Consider the following 19,235-nt stretch of genomic DNA (forward strand, 5'->3'; position numbering starts at 1 on the left):
CGAACCTGCCGCTTAGCGCCAGCCCCTGCGCCGACGGAATCATTCCCCGTGGGAACGCCCTTCGGAGCGGAAAACCCCGGGGCGGCCCGGCATTTTCGTGATGGCGCGAACCGCCGCTCTCGTCTCGTTAAAGCAGCGGCCCGCTCAGTGCATCGAGCAGCTTGCGCACCGGCGCCGGCACCCCGTACGCATCGAGCCGGCTGAGCGGCACCCAAGCGGTTTCCGCATCCCGCGCGTGCGACGGCAGGCCTCCAGCGTCGGCCATGTCGCTCAACCGCGGCTCGATCTCAAGCCGGAAATGCGTGAACGTATGCGTAAGCGGCGCGAGCGGTACCGTGCCGCCGCCGCCGAAGCCGCGTGCGAGCTCCGCGAGCGCAATGTCGCCGTCCGCTTGCGGCAGGCTCCACAACCCGCCCCAGATGCCGGTCGGCGGCCGCCGCTCGAGCAGCACGGCGTCGCCGTCGCGCAGCACGAGCATCCAGGTCTTGCGCGTCGGCACGGCCTTCTTCGGCCGCGCGGCCGGCAGTTCGCGCTGGCGGCCCGTCGATTGCGCGACGCAGTCGCCCGCGAACGGGCAGCGCATGCAATCGGGCTTGCCACGCATGCACAGCGTCGCGCCGAGATCCATCAGCCCCTGCGTATACGCGCTCACGTCGGCCGCGTTCGCGGCGTCCGGCAACAGCGATTCGGCGAGCGCCCACATGTCGTTCTCGACGCGCTTCTCGCCCGGGAAGCCCTCGACGCCGAATACCCGCGCAAGCACGCGCTTCACGTTGCCGTCGAGAATCGTTGCGCGCGCGCCGTACGCAAACGACGCGATCGCCGCGGCCGTCGAACGGCCGATGCCAGGCAGTTCGGCCAGCGCGTCGGGCGTCGCCGGAAACGCACCGCCGTGCTCGGCGACGACGACCTGCGCGCAGCGGTGCAGGTTGCGCGCGCGCGAGTAGTAGCCGAGCCCCGCCCAGAGCGCCATCACGTCGTCGGTCGGCGCAGCCGCGAGCGCGGCGACGTCGGGGTAACGTTCGAGAAAGCGCGTGTAATACGGGATGACGGTCGATACCTGCGTCTGCTGCAGCATGATTTCCGACAGCCAGATCCGGTACGGATCACGGGTGTTCTGCCACGGCAGGTCGTGGCGGCCATGCTCGCGCTGCCACGCGACCAGGCGCGAGGCGAACGTGCGATGCAGCGGCGTGACGGGGAACGGTGCGGGGGCGATGCGGGGCGGCTTCAAGTTATCTAGTCGTGGAAAAAGGTTTCAACGCTGGCAGGTCGGGCAGAAATAGGTCGACCGCTGACCTTGCACGATCTGGCGGATCGGCGTGCCGCATACGCGGCATGGCTGGCCCGCACGGTCGTAGACGAAGCAGTCGAGCTGGAAATAGCCGCTTTCGCCGTTGCTGCCGACAAAATCGCGCAATGTGCTGCCGCCGCGCTCGATCGCGTCGGCAAGCGTTGCGCGCACTGCGTCGGCCAGCCGCTCGTAGCGCGGCAGCGACACCTTGCCGGCGGCCGTCGTCGGCCGGATGCCGGCGCGAAACAGGCTCTCCGACGCATAGATGTTGCCGACGCCGACGACCATGTCTCCCGCGAGCAGCGCCTGCTTGACCGACACGGTACGGCCGCGCGTGCGCGCGTGCAGGAGCGCCCCGGTAAACGCCGGCGAGAACGGCTCGACGCCCAGGCTCGCGAGGAGCGGATGCGCATGGACGTCACCTGCTTCGCGCGGGTGCCAAAGCACCGCACCGAAGCGGCGCGGATCACGGAACCGCAGCACGAATTCGTCGAAGATCCAGTCGATGTGGTCATGCTTCGCGGCGACCGGCACGCCCGCCGCGGGCAGCACGCGCAGCGTGCCCGTCATGCCGAGATGGACGATGAACCAGCCCGCGTCGACCTCGAACAGCAGGTACTTGCCGCGACGCTCGACGGCGAGCACCTCACGTGCGCGCAACTGCTCGGCGAGCCCGGCCGGCACGGGCCAGCGCAGCATCTCGGTACGGACGTCGACACGCTCGACGCGGCGGCCCGCGACAAAGGGCTCGATGCCCCGGCGCGTGACTTCGACTTCTGGCAACTCTGGCATGTTTTGCGGGTCTGAGACTAGGGTCTGTTTACATATGGAACGCTCATGCGTTGCCACGAGAACGGCCGCTCGCGAGGCGCGCGACGCCGCGAATACTCACGTATTCGCAAGAAGCGCAACGCGGCGAGCGGCCGTTCTCGTGGCAACCCCAAATTAAAAAATTCCTGTCACGGGAATGCCCGAAATTGCCCGCATGGCGGCGTCGCTCGTCGCTTGTCCCCCAAGGGGACTTCCTTCGGGGCGTTTGGCTCGCCAAACGGCACTCCTCGCTTCTTGCCATGCGGGCAATTTCGGGCATTCGCATGTGCGTTCCATATGTAAACAGACCCTATCACGATCGTGCGTGTATTGTAGCGAGCGCGTTACAATCGGTTGAAACATCGAACGGATTTCCATGACCCTGCCCTCGAAGCTGCTTCTGAAGCGCCCCGCCGCCGTGCGCGGCGCGCGCGCCTTCCCGGTCCGCCGCGCACTCGGCGCCGCGCTGCTTGCCGCCTGGACCCTCACCGCCTTCCCGGCTCACGCGCAGGATCCGGCATCGGACGACGCGGAGTCGCAGGGTGCGTTCGAGCATGTGATGCCGGACGAGCAGAAGAATCTCCCCGGCGTTCCGCTGACGAGCCAGATCGTCTACCAGGTGCTCGCCGCCGAGGTCGCGCTGCAGCGTAACCAGCCCGCGCCGGCCTACCAGACCTACCTCGCGCTCGCCCGCGACACGCGCGATCCGCGCATGGCGCAGCGCGCGACCGAAATTGCGCTGGGCGCGCAGAGCCCGGCCGATGCGCTGTCCGCCGCGAACCTGTGGCGCCAGTACGCACCGGATTCGAATCGCGCATCGCAGGTCGACGCCGCGCTGCTGGTGCTGGCCGGCAAGCCGGCCGACGCGCAGCCGATGCTCGCGCGCGAGCTGGCCCGGGCGACCGGCGAGACGCGCGGCCCGGCGATCCTCGCGCTGCAGGCGTTGCTGGTGCGCGGCCCCGACCGCGTCGGCGGCCTCGCGGTGCTGAAGGACATGCTGAAGAACGACCTGAACCGGCCCGAAGCCCAGCTCGCGATCGCGCGCCAGCAGCTCGCGGTCGACGACAAGGACGGCGCCGCGCAGTCGCTGAAGCAGGCGCTGCAGATCCGCCCCGACTACCTGCCGGCGGCCCTGATGCTGTCGCAGATGGGGCCCGCGGAACGCGCGGCGGGCATCGTGTCGTTCGAGAAGTATGTTCAGCAGAATCCGAAGTCGCGCGATGCGCGGCTCGCGCTGTCACAACTCTATCTCGCCGACGATCGCCTCGACGACGCGCAGAAGCAGTTCGAGACGATGCGCAAGCTCGACTCGAAGGATCCGACGCCGCTGATGGCGCTCGCGCTGATCAAGATCCAGCAGAAGAAGCTCGACGAAGCGACCGTCTACCTGAAGCAGTACGTACAGCTCGGCGACAAGCAGCCGAACCTCGACGTCGGCCAGGGCTACATCTACCTCGCGCAGATCGCGATCGACCAGAACAACGATGGGCAGGCGTCGCAATGGCTCGACAAGGTCGACCAGACGAGTCAGCACTACCTCCCCGCGCAGATCACGCGCGCGCAACTGCTGCAGAAACAGGGCAAGACCGACGAGGCGCGCAAGGTGCTCGACGACCTGCCGATCACGGATCCGCGCGATGCGGCCGTGGTCGCACGCACCGACGCATCGATCCTGTTCACCGCGAAGCGCTATCCGGAAGCCGAGGCACGGCTCGGGCAGGCGGTCCAGGACTTCCCTGACGATCCCGACCTGCGCTACGACTACGCGATGGCGGCCGAAAAGACCGGCCACTACACGACGATGGAAAAGCAGCTGCGCGAGCTGATCCGCACGCAGCCCGATAATCCGCAGGCGTACAACGCGCTCGGCTATTCGCTCGCCGACCGCAACCAGCGGCTGCCCGAAGCCAGCAAGCTGATCGACAAGGCGATGGCGCTCGCGCCGAACGACGCCTACATCATGGACAGCCTCGGTTGGGTAAAGTACCGGATGGGCGATACGGCCGGCGCGGCGAAGGTGCTGCGGCGTGCGTACGAACTGCAGCCGAACGCAGAGATCGGTGCGCATCTCGGCGAAGTGCTGTGGAAGAGCGGCGCGCAGGACGACGCACGTTCCGCGTGGCGTGACGCACAGAAGCTCGAGCCGGACAACGAAACGCTCGTGCAAACGCTGAAACGCCTCCAGATCAACGGTCTCTGATGCAGATGTTCCCGACGTTTTTCCGGTCCTTCCGCGCGCAGCGCACGCTGGCCGCAGTCGGCGCGGCGCTTGCGCTCGCCGGCTGCGCGAGCACACCGCCGTCGGCCGGCACGCCGGCCGGCACGGCGCTGCCGACCGCGGCAACTCACGCTTACCATGGCCGTTTTGCGGTGCAGTACGACGACCGCCTCGGCAAGCAGCAGAACGTGTACGGTAACTTCGACTGGCAGGAGCACGGCGACGACGTATCGCTCGAACTTCGCAGCCCGCTCGGCCAGACGCTCGCCGTCGTGAAGTCGACGCCGCAGGCGGCATCGCTCGAATTGCCGAACCGTCCGACGCAATATGCGCCGGACGTCGGCGACCTGATGCAGAAAACGCTCGGCTTCGAACTGCCGCTCGCGGGCCTGCGCTACTGGCTGCTGCCGACAGCCGCGCCGGCAACGCCCGCGGAGACGGTGCCCGATCCGGCTGACGGCACGCGCGTCAAGCAGATCCGCCAGGACGGCTGGACGATCGACTACCTTGCCTACGCGGATGCCCCGGCCACGGGCGTCAAACGCGTCAACCTCGTGCGCGCGACACCGCCGCTCGACATCAAGCTCGTGCTCGATCAGTGAGCACCCGCCTAGCCCAGACATACGCATGACCGATTCGACCCGCTCGCTGCGCAACTGCCTTGCGCCCGCGAAACTCAACCTGTTCCTGCACATCACCGGCCGCCGTGAGAACGGCTATCACGATCTGCAGAGCGTGTTCCAGTTGCTGAACTGGGGCGACACGCTGCACTTCACGCTACGCGACGACGGTCGCGTCGCACGTGTCACCGACGTGCCCGGCGTGCCCGAGGAAAGCGACCTCGTCGTGCGCGCGGCCAACTTGCTGAAAGCGCATACGGGCACCGCGCACGGCGTCGACATCGAGATCGACAAGTGCCTGCCGATGGGGGCCGGCCTCGGCGGCGGCAGTTCCGACGCGGCGACGACGCTGCTCGCGCTGAACCGCCTGTGGCAACTCGACCTGCCGCGCGCGGAGCTTCAGTCGCTCGCGGTAAAACTCGGCGCGGACGTTCCGTTTTTTATTTTTGGAAAAAATGCATTCGCAGAGGGTATCGGAGAAGAATTAGCTGAGGTACAATTGCCGACTCGCTGGTTCTTGGTTGTAACGCCTCGCGTTCACGTCCCAACCGCTGAAATATTTTCAGATAAGTTGTTGACAAGAGATTCGAAGCGCGTCACAATTACGGACTTTCTTGCACAGCAAAGCAGCGATGCGGGATGGCCGGACAGTTTCGGTCGGAACGATATGCAGCAAGTTGTGACAAGTAAGTACGCGGAAGTTGCGCAGGTGGTCAAATGGTTGTATGATGTGACCCCCGCGAGGATGACCGGCTCCGGAGCAAGCGTGTTTGCAGCGTTTCGCAGCAAGCATGAGGCAGAAGCGGCGCAAGCCAAGCTGCCCACCGGCTGGAACGGTGCAGTTGCCGAGAGCCTGAACGAGCATCCGCTCTTCGCTTTCGCGTCATGAAGTTTTATTTTGCCGGATGGCCTACACAAGTCCGGTGAAGTTATCAGTTAAGTGTAGGGGAGTCGCCAAGTTGGTCAAGGCACCGGATTTTGATTCCGGCATGCGAGGGTTCGAGTCCTTCCTCCCCTGCCAAAAATTTTCCCGCATTTCCCGCCTAAGCCCGAAGCAGGTGCACGATGAGCAGCCATGACGGCCTGATGGTTTTTACTGGCAACGCGAATCCCGCGCTCGCCCAGGAAGTCGTCAATATCCTTGGAATTCCCCTCGGCAAAGCAATGGTCAGCCGTTTCTCCGACGGCGAGATCCAGGTCGAGATCCAGGAAAACGTGCGTGGCAAGGACGTCTTCGTCCTGCAATCCACGTGCGCACCGGCGAACGACAACCTGATGGAACTGATGATCATGGTCGATGCGCTCAAGCGCGCATCTGCCGGCCGGATCACTGCAGCCATCCCCTACTTCGGTTACGCCCGTCAGGATCGCCGCCCGCGTTCGGCGCGTGTCGCGATCTCGGCGAAGGTCGTCGCGAACATGCTGGAAATCGCAGGCGTCGAGCGGATCATCACGATGGATCTGCACGCCGACCAGATTCAAGGCTTCTTCGACATCCCGGTCGACAACATCTACGCAACGCCGATCCTGCTGGGTGACCTGCGCAAGCAGAACTACCCGGATCTGCTCGTCGTGTCGCCGGACGTCGGCGGCGTGGTGCGTGCCCGGGCACTCGCGAAGCAGCTCAACTGCGATCTCGCGATCATCGACAAGCGTCGCCCGAAGGCGAACGTCTCCGAAGTGATGAACATCATCGGTGAAGTCGAAGGCCGCACCTGCGTGATCATGGACGACATGGTCGATACGGCAGGCACGCTCTGCAAGGCCGCACAAGTGCTGAAAGAGCGCGGCGCAAAGCAGGTGTTCGCGTACGCGACGCACCCGGTGCTGTCGGGTGGCGCAGCTGATCGTATCGCCGCATCGGCGCTCGACGAGCTGGTTGTCACCGACACGATCCCGCTGTCCGCCGAATCGCTCGGCTGCTCGAAGATCCGTTCGCTGACGAGCGCGAGCCTGCTGGCCGAAACGTTCTCGCGGATCCGCCGCGGCGACTCGGTGATGTCGCTGTTCGCGGAATCCTGATCGCGAATCGACTGAACAAAGCATGCGCAGAAAGCGAAGCGGCAACGCTTCGCTTTTTGCACAATCGGACGGGATAGACGAAACCCCGTCCGTTTCATCGGGGGCCGCAGTTTGACGGCCCCGTTTTACTGCCTGGTCGCGGGCAGCTATTGGAGAATCACATGAAAGTCGTCGCTTTCGAGCGCCAAGAGCAAGGTACGGGTGCGAGCCGCCGCCTGCGCAACGCTGGTAAGACCACGGGTATCGTTTACGGTGGCGAAGCAGCCCCGCAAAAGATCGAACTCGATCACAACGCCCTGTGGCACGCCCTGAAGAAGGAAGCTTTCCACTCGTCGATCCTCGACCTCGAAGTGGCTGGCCAGTCGCAACAGGTTCTGCTGCGCGACGTGCAATATCACCCGTTCAAGCAACTGGTGCTGCACGTGGACTTCCAACGCGTTGACGCGAAGAAGAAGCTGCACACGAAGGCACCGCTGCACTTCCTGAACGCTGAAGTCAGCCCGGCCGTGAAGCTGTCGAGCGCGATCGTTTCGCACGTCGCGACGGAAATCGAAATCGAGTGCCTGCCGGCTGACCTGCCGGAGTTCCTCGAAGTCGACCTGTCGAAGATCGAAGCCGGTCAATCGCTGCACGCGAAGGACATCACGCTGCCGAAGGGCGTCGCGCTGGTCGCGCACGTCGACGCGGAAAACCCGGTTATCGCATCGGCGACGGTTCCGGCTGGCGCCGTGTCGGACGCAGCAGAAGGCGAAACGCCGGCTGCCTAAGCGGGCTGCTCACGCGCCCCATCGATCCGTTTCACGAAACGGTCGACGCAACCCGCCGCGGCTTGCCCGGCGGGTTTTTCTTTTTCTGTGCCCAGGCGGCAGTTGCCGCCTTCGAAACGTCATGATCAAACTGATCGTCGGCCTCGGCAATCCCGGGGCGGAATACACCGCGACGCGCCACAACGCCGGCTTCTGGCTGATCGACCAGCTCGCCCGCGAAGCAGGCACGACGCTGCGCGACGAACGCCGCTTCCACGGCTTCTACGCGAAAGCGCGCCTGCACGGCGAGGAAGTCCACCTGCTCGAGCCGCAAACCTATATGAACCGCTCCGGTCAGTCGGTGGTCGCGCTCGCGCAGTTCTTCAAAATCCTGCCCGACCAGATCCTCGTCGCGCACGACGAGCTCGACCTGCCGCCCGGTACCGTGAAGCTGAAGCTCGGCGGCGGCAGCGGCGGCCACAACGGCCTGAAGGACATCACCGCGCACCTGTCATCGCAACAGTACTGGCGGCTGCGGATCGGCATCGGCCATCCGCGCGACCTGATTCCGGAAAGCGCGCGCGCGGGCGCGAAGCCCGACGTCGCGAACTTCGTGCTGAAGCCGCCGCGCCGCGAGGAGCAGGACGTGATCGACGCGTCGATCGAACGCGCGCTCGCCGTGATGCCGATGGTCGTCAAGGGCGAACTCGACCGCGCGACCATGCAGCTGCATCGCAGCTGACCGCATCGCACCGCTGCGGTGCCCCGAGCCGTCCGGCTCGTCGCCGGACGGTGTTACCCGCCCCACCCTGCCGCACATGCGGTAATCTGGTCGCTTTGCCCGACAGGAGCCAAGCGGTGAGCCGTTACTGGAGCGACGTCGTTCAGCAACTCGTGCCTTACGTGCCGGGCGAACAGCCCGCACTCGCACACCCCGTCAAGCTGAACACCAACGAGAATCCCTATCCGCCGTCGCCGCGCGTCGTCGCGGCGATCGCGCGCGAACTCGGCGAAACCGGCGACACGCTGCGCCGCTATCCCGACCCGGTTGCGCGCGCGCTGCGCGAGACGGTCGCAGCCCATCACCACATCAAGCCCGAGCAGGTGTTCGTCGGCAACGGCTCCGACGAGGTGCTCGCTCACACGTTCCACGCGCTGCTCAAGCACGACCGGCCGCTGCGCTTCCCCGACATCACGTACAGCTTCTATCCGACCTATGCGCGCCTGTACGGCGTCCGGACGTCGATCGTGCCCCTCGCGGACGACTTCTCGATGCGCGTCGAAGACTATCTCGACGACGCCGGCGGCGTACTGTTTCCCAATCCGAACGCGCCGACCGGGCGCGCACTGCCGCTCGCCGACGTCGAGCGGATCGCGGCCGCGAATCCGTCGTCGGTCGTCGTGGTCGACGAAGCCTATGTCGATTTTGGCGCGCAGTCCGCGATTACGCTGATCGACCGCTACCCGAACCTGCTCGTCGTACACACGACGTCGAAGGCGCGCTCGCTCGCGGGCATGCGCGTCGGCTTCGCGTTCGGCGATGCGGCGCTGATCGACGCGCTGAACCGCGTGAAGGACAGCTTCAACTCGTACCCGCTCGACCGGCTTGCGCAGGTCGCCGCGCAGGCCGCGTACGAAGACACCGATTATTTCAGCGCAACCTGCCGGCGCGTGATCGACAGCCGGACGCGTCTCACGCATGCGCTCGACGCGCTCGGCTTCGACATCGTGCCGTCGGCCGCGAATTTCGTGTTCGCGCGCCATCCCGCGCACGACGCGGGTGCGATTGCGGCAAAGCTGAAGGATCGGGAAATTTTCGTGCGGCACTTCGGGCTGCCGCGGATCGACCAGCACCTGCGCATCACCGTCGGCACGGACGCCGAATGCGATGCGCTCGTCGCGGCGTTGCGCGAGCTGCTGGCCTGAAACGAAAGAACCGGCGCCAGGCGGCGCCGGTCCGGAGGCGCAACGTGCGCACCGAAGCACTCGAGCGCGCGCGTCACCGCTGGGTCACGACGCGTCGTCGCGCTTACCGGCGGTCAACGCGTGATACTTCTCCATCAATTGCGCGTGCGATTCGTCATGCTGCGGATCGCGCGGAATGCATTCGACCGGACACACCTGCTGGCACTGCGGTTCGTCGAAATGGCCGACGCACTCGGTGCACTTGCTCGGGTCGATCACGTAGATGTCCGGGCCCATCGAAATCGCGCCGTTCGGGCACTCGGGCTCGCACACGTCGCAATTGATGCACTCGTCGGTAATCATCAAAGCCATACTGATCTCACTTCTTCAGGCCGGCGACCGGCTTCTCGACGAAACCGGCCGGCGCCGCGTCACGCGGCAGGGCCTCCGATCGCGGCGACTTTCTCGGTCAGCCACTTCTCGACGGACGGGAACACGAACTTGCTGACATCGCCGCCCAGCTGCGCGATTTCGCGCACGATCGTCCCCGAGATGAACTGGTACTGGTCGGACGGCGTCATGAACATCGTCTCGACGTCGGGCAGCAGATAGCGGTTCATCCCCGCCATCTGGAACTCATATTCGAAATCGGACACGGCGCGCAGGCCGCGCACGATCACGCGCGCATTGTTGGTGCGGACGAAATCCTTCAGGAGGCCGGTGAAACTCATCACCTTCACGTTCGGATAATGGCCGAGCACCTCGTTCGCAATCGTCAGACGTTCTTCCAGCGAGAAGAACGGCTTTTTCGCGCGGCTGTCGGCAACGCCGACCACCAGCGTATCAAAAATGCTCGACGCACGCCGCACGAGGTCTTCGTGCCCGCGCGTCAGCGGATCGAACGTACCGGGATACACGGCGACTACCATGTCGCTCCTCCTGTCATCACGCAAACGGGATGGCAGCCGTGCGATGCGCACGCCGCCGCCGAGATGGGCACGCGTCGCCTTTGCGGCGCGCCGCCTCGTATGGAACGCGCATTATTCATCATTTTCGCGCCGCAGCAAATGATAGTGAACCGCACCTGCCTTGCCGTGCTTCACGACCTCCCAGCCCGCGAGCGCGTCGTGCGCGGCCGGATCGAGCGCCGCCCCCGTTTCGACGTACAGCGCGCCGCCTGCCGCGACGAGCGGCGCCGACAGCGTGATCGCGCGCTCGAGCGCAGCGGAATCACCGAACGGCGGATCGAGAAACACGACGTCGAACGCGCCCGGCGTGAGCCCGGCCGCGAGCCGCAACGCATCGGCTTCGGCGACTTCGACCGCGCGTGCGCCGAGCTTGTCCTTGATGGCACGCAATTGCTGCGCGGCGCGCGGATGGCGTTCGACCATCACGACGCTCGCCGCGCCGCGCGACGCAGCCTCGAAGCCGAGCGCGCCGGTACCCGCGAACAGGTCGAGGCAGCGCCGGCCTTCGAGATCCTGGCCGAGCCAGTTGAACAGCGTCTCGCGCACGCGATCGGGCGTCGGCCGCAGGCCGTCGAGATCGAGCACCGCGAGCGGCGTGCGTTTCCAGTCACCGCCGATGATGCGGATCGTGTGCGGCTTGCCGCGGCCAGAAGGGGCCGCCGGGCGGCCGGGAGAAGAACGGGACATACGGAATATCGACGACGGAGGGACCGGGCGCGCGCGAGGGCGCACCGCTAAACAGGCGCACGTTACCACAGCGGCGGCGCGCACTGACGCGAGCGCCACGCCGCACTGATAAAATGCACGGTTTCGGCCGCCGTGCGCCGCGCCCGCGCGAACGCAGGACGGCCCGTCCGGTGCCCCGCCCCTGGCGGCGGCCCACCCTCTTCCCGACGCCAGACCATGTTCAGCTTCTTCAAACGATTCAAGAAAACGCAGGAGCCCGATCCGGCGGAATCGCAATCGGCCGACGCGCAGCAAACGGACGAGCCGTCCGATGCGCCCGCAGTCGAGGCCCCGCCTGCGGCCGACCTGCCGCAAGCGCCCGCGCAACCGGCCGCGCCGGCCGTCGTGATGACGGTCACGCCGACCAACGACGGACGCGACGAAGTCGTCGAGACGGTCGAAATCGTCCCGCCGCCGCTGCAGGACGCCACCGCGAAGAAATCGTGGCTCGCGCGCCTGAAAACGGGGCTCGCCAAGACGGGCTCGAGCATCACCGGCGTGTTCGTCAACACGAAGATCGACGAGGATCTGTACGAGGAACTCGAAACCGCGCTGCTGATGTCCGACGCGGGCGTCGACGCGACCGAGTACCTGCTCGGCGCGCTGCGCGAAAAGGTACGTACGGGCCGCCTGACCGACCCGCAGCAGGTGAAATCCGCGCTGCACGACCTGCTCGTCGAACTGCTGACGCCGCTCGAGAAATCGCTGATGCTCGGCCGCGCACAGCCGCTCGTGATGATGATCGCCGGCGTGAACGGTGCGGGCAAGACGACCAGCATCGGCAAGCTCGCGAAGCACCTGCAGAGCTTCGACCAGTCGGTGCTGCTGGCCGCGGGCGACACGTTTCGCGCGGCCGCGCGCGAACAGTTGGTGGTCTGGGGCGAGCGCAACAACGTGACGGTCGTGCAGCAGGAAAGCGGCGATCCGGCCGCGGTGATCTTCGACGCGGTCAGCGCCGCGCGCGCACGCAAGATCGACGTGATGATGGCCGACACGGCCGGCCGCCTGCCGACGCAGCTCCACCTGATGGAAGAGCTGAAGAAGGTGAAGCGCGTGATCGCGAAGGCGCATGACGGCGCACCGCACGAAGTGCTGCTGGTGATCGATGCGAACACCGGCCAGAACGCGCTCACCCAGGTCAAGGCATTCGACGACGCGCTCGGCCTCACCGGCCTCATCGTCACGAAGCTCGACGGCACCGCGAAGGGCGGGATTCTCGCCGCGATCGCGCGGCAGCGCCCGGTGCCGGTGTACTTCATCGGCGTCGGCGAGAAGGTCGAGGATCTGCAGCCGTTCAGCGCGGTCGAATTCGCGGACGCGCTGCTCGGCTGAACTCCGCCGGCACGCATCGCACAGGGCGCCTTCGGGCGCCCTTTTTCATGCGCGCCCGGTCATGCATGGCCCGGGCGCGCCGCGCTCATTCGGCGTCGGGCTGCACGCCAGGCTCGGCGGCCTTGAACGCATCGAGCGTCGACGCATGGTCGACGATCCGCTGGATCGTCGGATAGCGCGTCGTGTCGATCGAGAAGCGGTTCGCGTTGAACACCTGCGGCACGAGGCATATGTCGGCAAGCGTCGGGGTGTCGCCGAAGCACAGCTTGCCGGTGCGTGGATCGCTCGCGAGACGCGTCTCGAGCGTTTCGAAGCCCGCCTCGATCCAGTGCCGGTACCACGCGTTCTTCGCCTCCTCGGGCACCTTCAGCGCGTGCTTCAGGTACTTCAGCACGCGCAGGTTGTCGAGCGGATGGATTTCGCACGCGATCTGCAGCGCGACCGCACGCACATACGCGCGATCGACCGGCTGCTTCGGCAGCAGCGCCGGTTCCGGATGGGTTTCCTCGAGATATTCGATGATCGCGAGCGACTGCTGCAGCGTCGCGTCGCCGTCGATCAGCGTCGGCACGACCGCATCCGGATTCAGCGCGCGGTACGCGTCCTTCAGTTGCTCTCCGCCGTCGCGCAGCATGTGCACCGGGACATAGTCGAACGGCAGCCGCTTCAGGTTCAGGGCGATCCGCACGCGGTACGACGCGGAACTGCGGAAATAGCTGTAAAGCTTCATGGGATGTCTCTCGTAGTCGTATTCGGCCGGCGACGGCATGGGCGCGGCGCAGCCGGCGCGCACCGCCGGGAATCAGAGTGTAGCGCGCCGCGCCGTGCGGCCTCGCTTGCGACGGCCGCACCCGTGCGATACTCGAGGCATTCCTCACCGCTCACAACGCGGCCCGATGCCGGCCGCCCGCCCCACGCCCCGATGACCGCTTCCCACGATCCCGCCTCCGTTCCATTCCCGTGCGCCCGCTTCATCAAGGAAATCGGCCGCGGCCCGAACGGTGCGCGCGCACTGTCCGCCGAGGACACGTTCGAGCTCTATCGTGCGATGCTCGACGCGCGTGTGTCGGACGTCGAACTCGGCGCGATCCTGATCGCCTATCGGCTGAAGGGCGAATCCGCCGACGAACTGGCCGCAATGCTCGCCGCCGCGCAGGCGTCGTTCGAGCCGGTGCACGTGCAGGACGCCGCGTTCCGCCCCGTGTCGATCCCGAGCTACAACGGCGCGCGCAAGCAGCCGAACCTCGTGCCGCTGCTCGCGCTGCTGCTCGCGCGCGAAGGCGTGCCGGTGCTCGTGCATGGCGTCGAGCAGGATCCGGGCCGCGTGACGAGTGCCGAGATCTTCTCGGCGCTGTCACTCGCGCCGTCGACGTCGCACGATGCGATCGAGGACACGCTTGCCGAGCGCCGCGTCGCGTTCGCGTCGATCGAGGTGCTGGCGCCGCGCATTGCACGCCTGCTGTCGATGCGCAGCGTGCTCGGCGTGCGCAACTCGACGCACACGCTCGTGAAGATCCTGCAGCCGTTCGCGCCGGCCGGCCTGCGGCTCGTCAACTACACGCACCCGCCGTACCGCGACAGCCTGGCTCAATTGTTCCGCGACCATCCGGACGCCGCGCTCGGCGGCGCGCTGCTGGCACGCGGCACCGAGGGCGAAGCCGTTGCCGACACGCGGCGCCAGGTGCAGGTCGACTGGCTGCACGACGGCGTATGCGACACGCTGATCGAGGCCGAGCGCTCGTCGACCGATGCGCCCCCTGTCACCCTGCCCGAATCGCGCGATGCGGCCACGACGGCCGCGTGGACGGACGCCGTATTGCGCGGCGAAGTACCGGTGCCCGACACGGTCACCCGGCAGGTCGCGACGATCGTGCGGATCGCCCGCATCGCGCGCTGACGGCACGCTCGCGAACCGGCTCCGCTTGCAGGGCATTTGACACGCGAGCGCATCCTGGCATAGAGTTGCCGTCATGCGTTCCTATCCGAACACCCTCCGAATTACCTCCGGCCGCCTAGCGCGGCCGCTATCGCTACGACTAGCCTAAGGCTTTCGTAGCGCCGTGTGCTGTCCGCACGGTCCCTCCCAGCAGTTCCTCGCAGTACCCCTCTCGCAGTTTTTACAACCCGAAGTCGTCAGCGTTCGTCCGTCTATCCGTCGGCCGACTCGCGAAGATCATCCGCATCCGCAGCGCGTTCACGTGCCGCGGAGCGAGGCAGCGCCAACCGTCGCCCATGCCGCCCGTCTTCGCTCGCGACTTGAGACCCGAGGTCCAGAAGATGCAGCGCAATCCGCAAGACAAGTACCGTCCGTTCGAGCCCGTCCGCCTCAATGGCCGCAAATGGCCGTCGCGCACCATCGAGCGCGCGCCCGTCTGGATGAGCACCGACCTGCGCGACGGCAACCAGTCGCTGATCGAGCCGATGAGCATCGAGCAGAAGCTCGAGTTCTTCGAGATGCTGATTGCGATCGGGTTCAAGGAGATCGAAGTCGGTTTTCCGTCGGCGTCGCAAACCGACTTCGATTTCGTCCGCAAGCTGATCGACGACAAGCGGATTCCCGACGACGTGACGATCGAAGTGCTCGTGCAGGCGCGCGAAGACCTGATCGCCCGTACGTTCGACGCGCTCGAAGGCGTGCCGCGCGCGATCGTGCACCTGTACAACGCGGTCTGCCCGTCGTTCCGCCGCATCGTGTTCGGGATGTCGAAAGCCGACGTGAAGGCGCTCGCGATCGACGGCACGCGCATCATCAAGGAACACGCCGCCGCACGCCCCGACACGCAGTGGACCTTCCAGTACTCGCCGGAAACCTTCAGCGTGACCGAGCTGACGTTCGCGCGCGAGATCTGCGACGCGGTCGCGCAGACCTGGCGGCCGACCCGCGATCACAAGATGATCGTCAACCTGCCGGCCACCGTCGAAGCCGCGAGCCCGAACGTGTTTGCCGACCAGATCGAGTGGATGGACCGCAACCTCGCGTATCGCGACAGCATCGTGCTGTCCGTGCATCCGCACAACGATCGCGGCACCGCGGTCGCAGCGGCCGAACTTGCCCTGCTCGCGGGTGCCGACCGCATCGAGGGCTGCCTGTTCGGCAATGGCGAACGCACCGGCAACGTCGATCTCGTCACGCTCGCGCTGAATCTCTACACGCAGGGCATCGATCCGGGCCTCGATTTCTCCGACATCGACGCCGTGCGCCGGGTCGTCGAACGCTGCAACCAGATTCCCGTGCATCCGCGCCATCCGTACGCGGGCGACCTCGTGTTCACCGCGTTCTCGGGCTCGCACCAGGACGCGATCCGCAAGGGCTTCGCGCAGCAGCGCCCCGACGCGGCCTGGGAAGTGCCGTACCTGCCGATCGACCCGGCCGACCTCGGCCGCAGCTATGACGCGGTGATTCGCGTGAACAGCCAGTCCGGCAAAGGCGGCGCGACGTTCCTGCTCGAACGCGGGATGGGCTTCACGCCGACGCGCCGCGTGCAGATCGAATTCAGCCAAGCGGTGCAGACGCTCGCCGACGCGTCCGGCGAGGAAGTGACGGGCGACGCGATCTGCGCGCTGTTCGCGCGCGAATTCTTCGACACCGACGGGCCGGCCGCGCGCCACGGCAACGGCGCGCGCTGGCAGAACCGCGAGATCGCGACGGCGCCCTCGGCGGATACGACGCCCGACGATGCCGTGCGACGTTTGGCCGCGGCATTCGCGGCGGCCGCCGGCGCGACGATCGACATCGCGTCGTGCGAACACGCGCGCACGACGGATGGGCGGGTCGCGGTATCGGTCGGCTGCCGGGTCGGCAATGCGCCGCTGCGGCACGGCGTCGGCCTGCACGCGGATATGACGAGCGCCGCGCTCGACGCGGTCGTCAGCGCAATCAACCGCTCGGCCTGGCACTACGTGGATCACCGCGCGGCGGCCTGAGCGCCAGGTTCCGTTTCAGGGTTCAACCGTCAGCGAGCGGGGCGTGACCGCCCGTGCGCCGCGCGATCCGCGCCGCACGAGGCAGCAAAAAGCGGCCCAGAAGGCCGCTTCGGTCGGGACATGGAAAGGAGCGCCACGCGCGCTCATGTCTCGGTCGCGCACCGCGTCGCCTGCCACGCGAACAGGCTCCAGCGGCCCTGTTCGTGGGTGTGGACGGAGGTATAGGCAATCGGGAAGACCAGGCCACCGTTGTTCGTTTCCATCTCGATCAACGCGCGGCCGGTGACGATGCAGGTTTCATCGCCGACGGGCAGCACGTCCTGCGACTGGATTTCGATCTGGCGATAGCGACGGCGGCCGGCGACGATGGCGTCGATGAACTGCTGCTTGGTTTCGCGTTTGCCGTTGGTGTGCACGAAGAACACCTTGTCCGACAAAAGCGCGTCGAGCGCCTCGCCGTCCCCGTCCACCATCGCCCGGAACCGATCGCGCTCGAGCGCGCGGATCGCATCGACCACCTTCGCCATCGCCTGACTCCTCGGCAACGCGCACGCCGTGCGCGGGCATGCGGATCAGAAGTTGTACTGCAAGTAGAACTGGTGGAAATTTATACCAGGATTCGGCTCTTTGATACCCGCGTTAGACACATGTTCAAAACGGTAGCCGACCTGATACTGTTGCCGTTGGCCGAACTGCACGCCCACCCCCGCCGTCGGCGCGAACTGGAACGCGGTCCCCATCGAGAAATGATCCGAGATCGTCGGGTGCGTCAGCAGCCTGACGCCGCCGCCGGCCTCGATGAACGGGCGAATCTCCCCGGCGCTCTTGATGAAGCGGAACATCGGCGTCACGCCGAATTCGCCAATGCTGCCGTGGACGTTGCCGCCCGTGTGCCAGTAGCCGGCGTGTCCTTCCACGACGAACGCGAAGTGCCAGCCGCCGATTTCCCACCAGTTCCAGCCCGGATCCCACACCACGCCGAGATCGGCCTTGTCGACACCGTGGCGATCCGAAAAACCGCCGCCCGCCTGAATCCCCCATCGATCCGCGCATGCCGCACCTGATCCGCCGAGAAGGGACGCCGCCAGCATCGCGTGCAGCGCAAGCCGGCTGCGGGGCCAGCGATTCTTCTTATTGTTCATCTGACACTCCAACTTTGTGGGTTGAATGGAGCCTGCCGCTCTGGCCGGCTCAAGCGAACTGAATGGTATGGTAAAGGACTTTTCGGATCGGCATCACAAAGCGAAATGGCTTCCTTCCAAAACGACAAAAATTGAAATCGTCTACTGATAACCATCAGAAACAACGGCTTACGGAACTTCGCTTCGCCGCCCCGGTCGCAGAATAGACTATCGACTCGACTTTCTTGATAGAAAAATGGGAACTCCGATGCCCACGCTTGCTCTAAGGAATTAGCACTCATCTTGCGGGAGTGCTAAGATGGCCCACGGAATCTCATTCGAGACCGGGGGTTTGTCCCTGATTCCAAAGGAGTTTTTTAGTGAGCAACGCCCTGACCCTCCCGAACACCCTGAGCCCCACGCCGGCCAAGGCCGAATCGGCAGGCTCGCTGGCGCTCGCAGCCCACTCGATGTTGCCGGGCCAGCTTGGCAACATCGACGCGTATATCCAGGCCGTCAATCGCATTCCGCTGCTGACCGCCGAAGAGGAACGCCAGTACGCAACCGAATTCCGTGAAGGCAACAATCTCGACTCGGCACGCCGCCTCGTGCTGTCGCACCTGCGGCTCGTCGTGTCGATCGCGCGCAACTACCTCGGCTACGGCCTGCCGCACGGCGACCTGATCCAGGAAGGCAACATCGGCCTGATGAAGGCCGTGAAGCGCTTCGATCCGGCTCAGAATGTGCGTCTCGTGTCGTATGCGATCCACTGGATCAAGGCCGAGATCCACGAGTACATCCTGCGCAACTGGCGCATGGTGAAGGTCGCGACGACGAAGGCGCAGCGCAAGCTGTTCTTCAACCTGCGCAGCCACAAGAAGAGCATGCAGGCGATGACGCCCGAGGAAATCGACGGCCTCGCGCAAGAGCTCAACGTCAAGCGCGAAGACGTGACCGAAATGGAAACGCGCCTGTCGGGCGGCGACATCGCGCTCGAAGGGCAGGTCGAAGACGGCGAGGAGTCGTACGCGCCGATCGCCTACCTGGCCGACTCGCACAACGAACCGACCGCCGTGCTCGCCGCACGTCAGCGTGACACGCTGCAGACGGACGGCATCGCGCAGGCACTCGACGCACTCGACGCGCGCAGCCGCCGCATCATCGAAGCGCGCTGGCTGCACGTCGACGACGACGGCTCGGGCGGCTCGACGCTGCACGATCTCGCCGCCGAGTTCGGTGTGTCGGCGGAACGCATCCGCCAGATCGAAGCGAGCGCCATGAAAAAGATGCGCACCGCCCTCGCCGAATACGCGTAAATCGCTGCGATTTAGAGCGCTTCATCAAAAACCGCTGCCCGACCGGCAGCGGTTTTTTTTCGCCCGTCTTTTCTCCTGCTTTTCATTCGCTTCTCCGCCCGCTTCATCACTCGTTTCTGAGCCGATTAATTGACCTGATTCGTCAGGCAATAGGCCGTTTGCAGGCCCCTTCCGCGTAACCTTGATCTGCCTCAAGTTTCGGCCCGCGTTTCGCGACGGTCTGCCGCAGCGCA

The 19,235-nt window shown here is 65.8% G+C and carries 19 protein-coding genes and 1 tRNA gene; 12 read left to right on the top strand and 8 right to left on the bottom strand.

The features are described 5' to 3' along the window. Window positions 1-127 precede the first annotated feature (127 nt). Both mutY and mutM read right to left on the bottom strand, forming a co-directional pair. A complete protein-coding gene (mutY, locus tag HWX39_RS26075) occupies window positions 128-1,234 on the bottom strand; it encodes an A/G-specific adenine glycosylase (protein ID WP_175970672.1) in 1,107 nt (368 codons plus the stop codon). Between the two features lie 24 nt (window positions 1,235-1,258). After that, the gene (mutM, locus tag HWX39_RS26080; protein WP_034189270.1) at window positions 1,259-2,086 is read right to left on the bottom strand and encodes a bifunctional DNA-formamidopyrimidine glycosylase/DNA-(apurinic or apyrimidinic site) lyase; all 828 of its coding nucleotides are present in this window, start codon (window positions 2,084-2,086) and stop codon (window positions 1,259-1,261) included. A 394-nt stretch (window positions 2,087-2,480) separates the two neighbouring features. Here mutM and HWX39_RS26085 point away from each other — a divergent pair, with 394 nt between their 5' ends. From HWX39_RS26085 to hisC, 8 genes are all read left to right on the top strand, one after another. Further along, window positions 2,481-4,304: a tetratricopeptide repeat protein gene (locus tag HWX39_RS26085; protein WP_175970673.1), complete on the top strand. Its 1,824-nt coding sequence runs from the start codon at window positions 2,481-2,483 to the stop codon at window positions 4,302-4,304. After that, window positions 4,304-4,924, top strand: coding sequence for a lipoprotein insertase outer membrane protein LolB (lolB, locus tag HWX39_RS26090; RefSeq protein WP_175970674.1), 621 nt, complete (start codon window positions 4,304-4,306; stop codon window positions 4,922-4,924). Before HWX39_RS26085 ends, lolB begins: the two co-directional genes overlap by 1 nt. Window positions 4,925-4,949: 25 nt before the next feature. Continuing rightward, complete coding sequence (gene ispE / locus HWX39_RS26095) at window positions 4,950-5,831, top strand: 4-(cytidine 5'-diphospho)-2-C-methyl-D-erythritol kinase (RefSeq protein ID WP_175970675.1); 882 nt, start codon at window positions 4,950-4,952, stop codon at window positions 5,829-5,831. Between the two features lie 55 nt (window positions 5,832-5,886). Further along, window positions 5,887-5,963: transfer RNA gene (locus HWX39_RS26100), tRNA-Gln, on the top strand. 44 nt (window positions 5,964-6,007) lie between these two features. Further along, window positions 6,008-6,964 carry a ribose-phosphate pyrophosphokinase gene (locus HWX39_RS26105; protein ID WP_069248896.1) on the top strand — a complete coding sequence of 319 codons (957 nt, stop codon included), beginning with the start codon at window positions 6,008-6,010 and terminating at the stop codon, window positions 6,962-6,964. A gap of 161 nt (window positions 6,965-7,125) precedes the next feature. Continuing rightward, window positions 7,126-7,731 (top strand): 50S ribosomal protein L25/general stress protein Ctc, encoded by a 606-nt coding sequence (locus HWX39_RS26110; protein WP_175970676.1) that lies wholly within the window; start codon window positions 7,126-7,128, stop codon window positions 7,729-7,731. Between the two features lie 121 nt (window positions 7,732-7,852). Then, window positions 7,853-8,452: an aminoacyl-tRNA hydrolase gene (pth, locus tag HWX39_RS26115; protein ID WP_031403074.1), complete on the top strand. Its 600-nt coding sequence runs from the start codon at window positions 7,853-7,855 to the stop codon at window positions 8,450-8,452. A gap of 116 nt (window positions 8,453-8,568) precedes the next feature. Beyond that, entirely contained in the window at window positions 8,569-9,636 is a 1,068-nt protein-coding gene (hisC, locus tag HWX39_RS26120; RefSeq protein WP_175970677.1) for a histidinol-phosphate transaminase, read from the top strand. Window positions 9,637-9,720: 84 nt separating this feature from the next. On the opposite strand, the gene HWX39_RS26125 is transcribed toward hisC, so the two are convergent. The 3 genes from HWX39_RS26125 to rsmD all read right to left on the bottom strand — a co-directional run bounded on the left by HWX39_RS26125 (window position 9,721) and on the right by rsmD (window position 11,270). After that, the gene (locus HWX39_RS26125) at window positions 9,721-9,987 is read right to left on the bottom strand and encodes a YfhL family 4Fe-4S dicluster ferredoxin (RefSeq protein ID WP_175970678.1); all 267 of its coding nucleotides are present in this window, start codon (window positions 9,985-9,987) and stop codon (window positions 9,721-9,723) included. 59 nt (window positions 9,988-10,046) lie between these two features. Beyond that, window positions 10,047-10,544: a pantetheine-phosphate adenylyltransferase gene (coaD, locus tag HWX39_RS26130; RefSeq protein WP_039346084.1), complete on the bottom strand. Its 498-nt coding sequence runs from the start codon at window positions 10,542-10,544 to the stop codon at window positions 10,047-10,049. A 111-nt stretch (window positions 10,545-10,655) separates the two neighbouring features. After that, window positions 10,656-11,270 (bottom strand): 16S rRNA (guanine(966)-N(2))-methyltransferase RsmD, encoded by a 615-nt coding sequence (gene rsmD / locus HWX39_RS26135; RefSeq protein ID WP_175970679.1) that lies wholly within the window; start codon window positions 11,268-11,270, stop codon window positions 10,656-10,658. A 216-nt stretch (window positions 11,271-11,486) separates the two neighbouring features. Here rsmD and ftsY point away from each other — a divergent pair, with 216 nt between their 5' ends. After that, a complete protein-coding gene (gene ftsY, locus HWX39_RS26140; RefSeq protein ID WP_175970680.1) occupies window positions 11,487-12,641 on the top strand; it encodes a signal recognition particle-docking protein FtsY in 1,155 nt (384 codons plus the stop codon). Window positions 12,642-12,726: 85 nt separating this feature from the next. Here ftsY and maiA read toward each other — a convergent pair whose 3' ends face one another. Further along, complete coding sequence (gene maiA / locus HWX39_RS26145) at window positions 12,727-13,371, bottom strand: maleylacetoacetate isomerase (RefSeq protein WP_175970681.1); 645 nt, start codon at window positions 13,369-13,371, stop codon at window positions 12,727-12,729. A gap of 192 nt (window positions 13,372-13,563) precedes the next feature. Here maiA and ybiB point away from each other — a divergent pair, with 192 nt between their 5' ends. Both ybiB and leuA read left to right on the top strand, forming a co-directional pair. After that, the gene (gene ybiB / locus HWX39_RS26150) at window positions 13,564-14,538 is read left to right on the top strand and encodes a DNA-binding protein YbiB (protein ID WP_175970682.1); all 975 of its coding nucleotides are present in this window, start codon (window positions 13,564-13,566) and stop codon (window positions 14,536-14,538) included. 380 nt (window positions 14,539-14,918) lie between these two features. Beyond that, window positions 14,919-16,565: a 2-isopropylmalate synthase gene (gene leuA / locus HWX39_RS26155; RefSeq protein WP_175970812.1), complete on the top strand. Its 1,647-nt coding sequence runs from the start codon at window positions 14,919-14,921 to the stop codon at window positions 16,563-16,565. Window positions 16,566-16,708: 143 nt separating this feature from the next. On the opposite strand, the gene HWX39_RS26160 is transcribed toward leuA, so the two are convergent. Next, window positions 16,709-17,092, bottom strand: a complete 384-nt coding sequence (locus HWX39_RS26160) for a nuclear transport factor 2 family protein (protein ID WP_011353245.1) — start codon at window positions 17,090-17,092, stop codon at window positions 16,709-16,711. A gap of 45 nt (window positions 17,093-17,137) precedes the next feature. Continuing rightward, window positions 17,138-17,707 carry an acyloxyacyl hydrolase gene (locus HWX39_RS26165; RefSeq protein ID WP_175970813.1) on the bottom strand — a complete coding sequence of 190 codons (570 nt, stop codon included), beginning with the start codon at window positions 17,705-17,707 and terminating at the stop codon, window positions 17,138-17,140. Between the two features lie 359 nt (window positions 17,708-18,066). Here HWX39_RS26165 and rpoH point away from each other — a divergent pair, with 359 nt between their 5' ends. Beyond that, window positions 18,067-19,002: an RNA polymerase sigma factor RpoH gene (gene rpoH / locus HWX39_RS26170; RefSeq protein ID WP_175970683.1), complete on the top strand. Its 936-nt coding sequence runs from the start codon at window positions 18,067-18,069 to the stop codon at window positions 19,000-19,002. The last annotated feature ends 233 nt before the right edge of the window (window positions 19,003-19,235 follow it).

Origin of the sequence: Burkholderia sp. BCC0322 (assembly GCF_902833045.1) — a bacterium.
Taxonomy (GTDB): Bacteria; Pseudomonadota; Gammaproteobacteria; order Burkholderiales; family Burkholderiaceae; genus Burkholderia.

Bases quoted from the DNA above. Each gene is read 5' to 3' on its own strand.
- pth (WP_031403074.1), top strand. From the start codon at position 7,853: ATGATCAAACTGATCGTCGGCCTCGGCAATCCCGGGGCGGAATACACC.
- HWX39_RS26165 (WP_175970813.1), bottom strand. From the start codon at position 17,707: ATGAACAATAAGAAGAATCGCTGGCCCCGCAGCCGGCTTGCGCTGCAC.
- leuA (WP_175970812.1), top strand. From the start codon at position 14,919: ATGCAGCGCAATCCGCAAGACAAGTACCGTCCGTTCGAGCCCGTCCGC.
- HWX39_RS26125 (WP_175970678.1), bottom strand. From the start codon at position 9,987: ATGGCTTTGATGATTACCGACGAGTGCATCAATTGCGACGTGTGCGAG.
- lolB (WP_175970674.1), top strand. From the start codon at position 4,304: ATGCAGATGTTCCCGACGTTTTTCCGGTCCTTCCGCGCGCAGCGCACG.
- mutM (WP_034189270.1), bottom strand. From the start codon at position 2,086: ATGCCAGAGTTGCCAGAAGTCGAAGTCACGCGCCGGGGCATCGAGCCC.
- coaD (WP_039346084.1), bottom strand. From the start codon at position 10,544: ATGGTAGTCGCCGTGTATCCCGGTACGTTCGATCCGCTGACGCGCGGG.
- HWX39_RS26110 (WP_175970676.1), top strand. From the start codon at position 7,126: ATGAAAGTCGTCGCTTTCGAGCGCCAAGAGCAAGGTACGGGTGCGAGC.
- HWX39_RS26085 (WP_175970673.1), top strand. From the start codon at position 2,481: ATGACCCTGCCCTCGAAGCTGCTTCTGAAGCGCCCCGCCGCCGTGCGC.
- HWX39_RS26160 (WP_011353245.1), bottom strand. From the start codon at position 17,092: ATGGCGAAGGTGGTCGATGCGATCCGCGCGCTCGAGCGCGATCGGTTC.
- ftsY (WP_175970680.1), top strand. From the start codon at position 11,487: ATGTTCAGCTTCTTCAAACGATTCAAGAAAACGCAGGAGCCCGATCCG.
- ybiB (WP_175970682.1), top strand. From the start codon at position 13,564: ATGACCGCTTCCCACGATCCCGCCTCCGTTCCATTCCCGTGCGCCCGC.
- maiA (WP_175970681.1), bottom strand. From the start codon at position 13,371: ATGAAGCTTTACAGCTATTTCCGCAGTTCCGCGTCGTACCGCGTGCGG.
- HWX39_RS26105 (WP_069248896.1), top strand. From the start codon at position 6,008: ATGAGCAGCCATGACGGCCTGATGGTTTTTACTGGCAACGCGAATCCC.
- ispE (WP_175970675.1), top strand. From the start codon at position 4,950: ATGACCGATTCGACCCGCTCGCTGCGCAACTGCCTTGCGCCCGCGAAA.
- rsmD (WP_175970679.1), bottom strand. From the start codon at position 11,270: ATGTCCCGTTCTTCTCCCGGCCGCCCGGCGGCCCCTTCTGGCCGCGGC.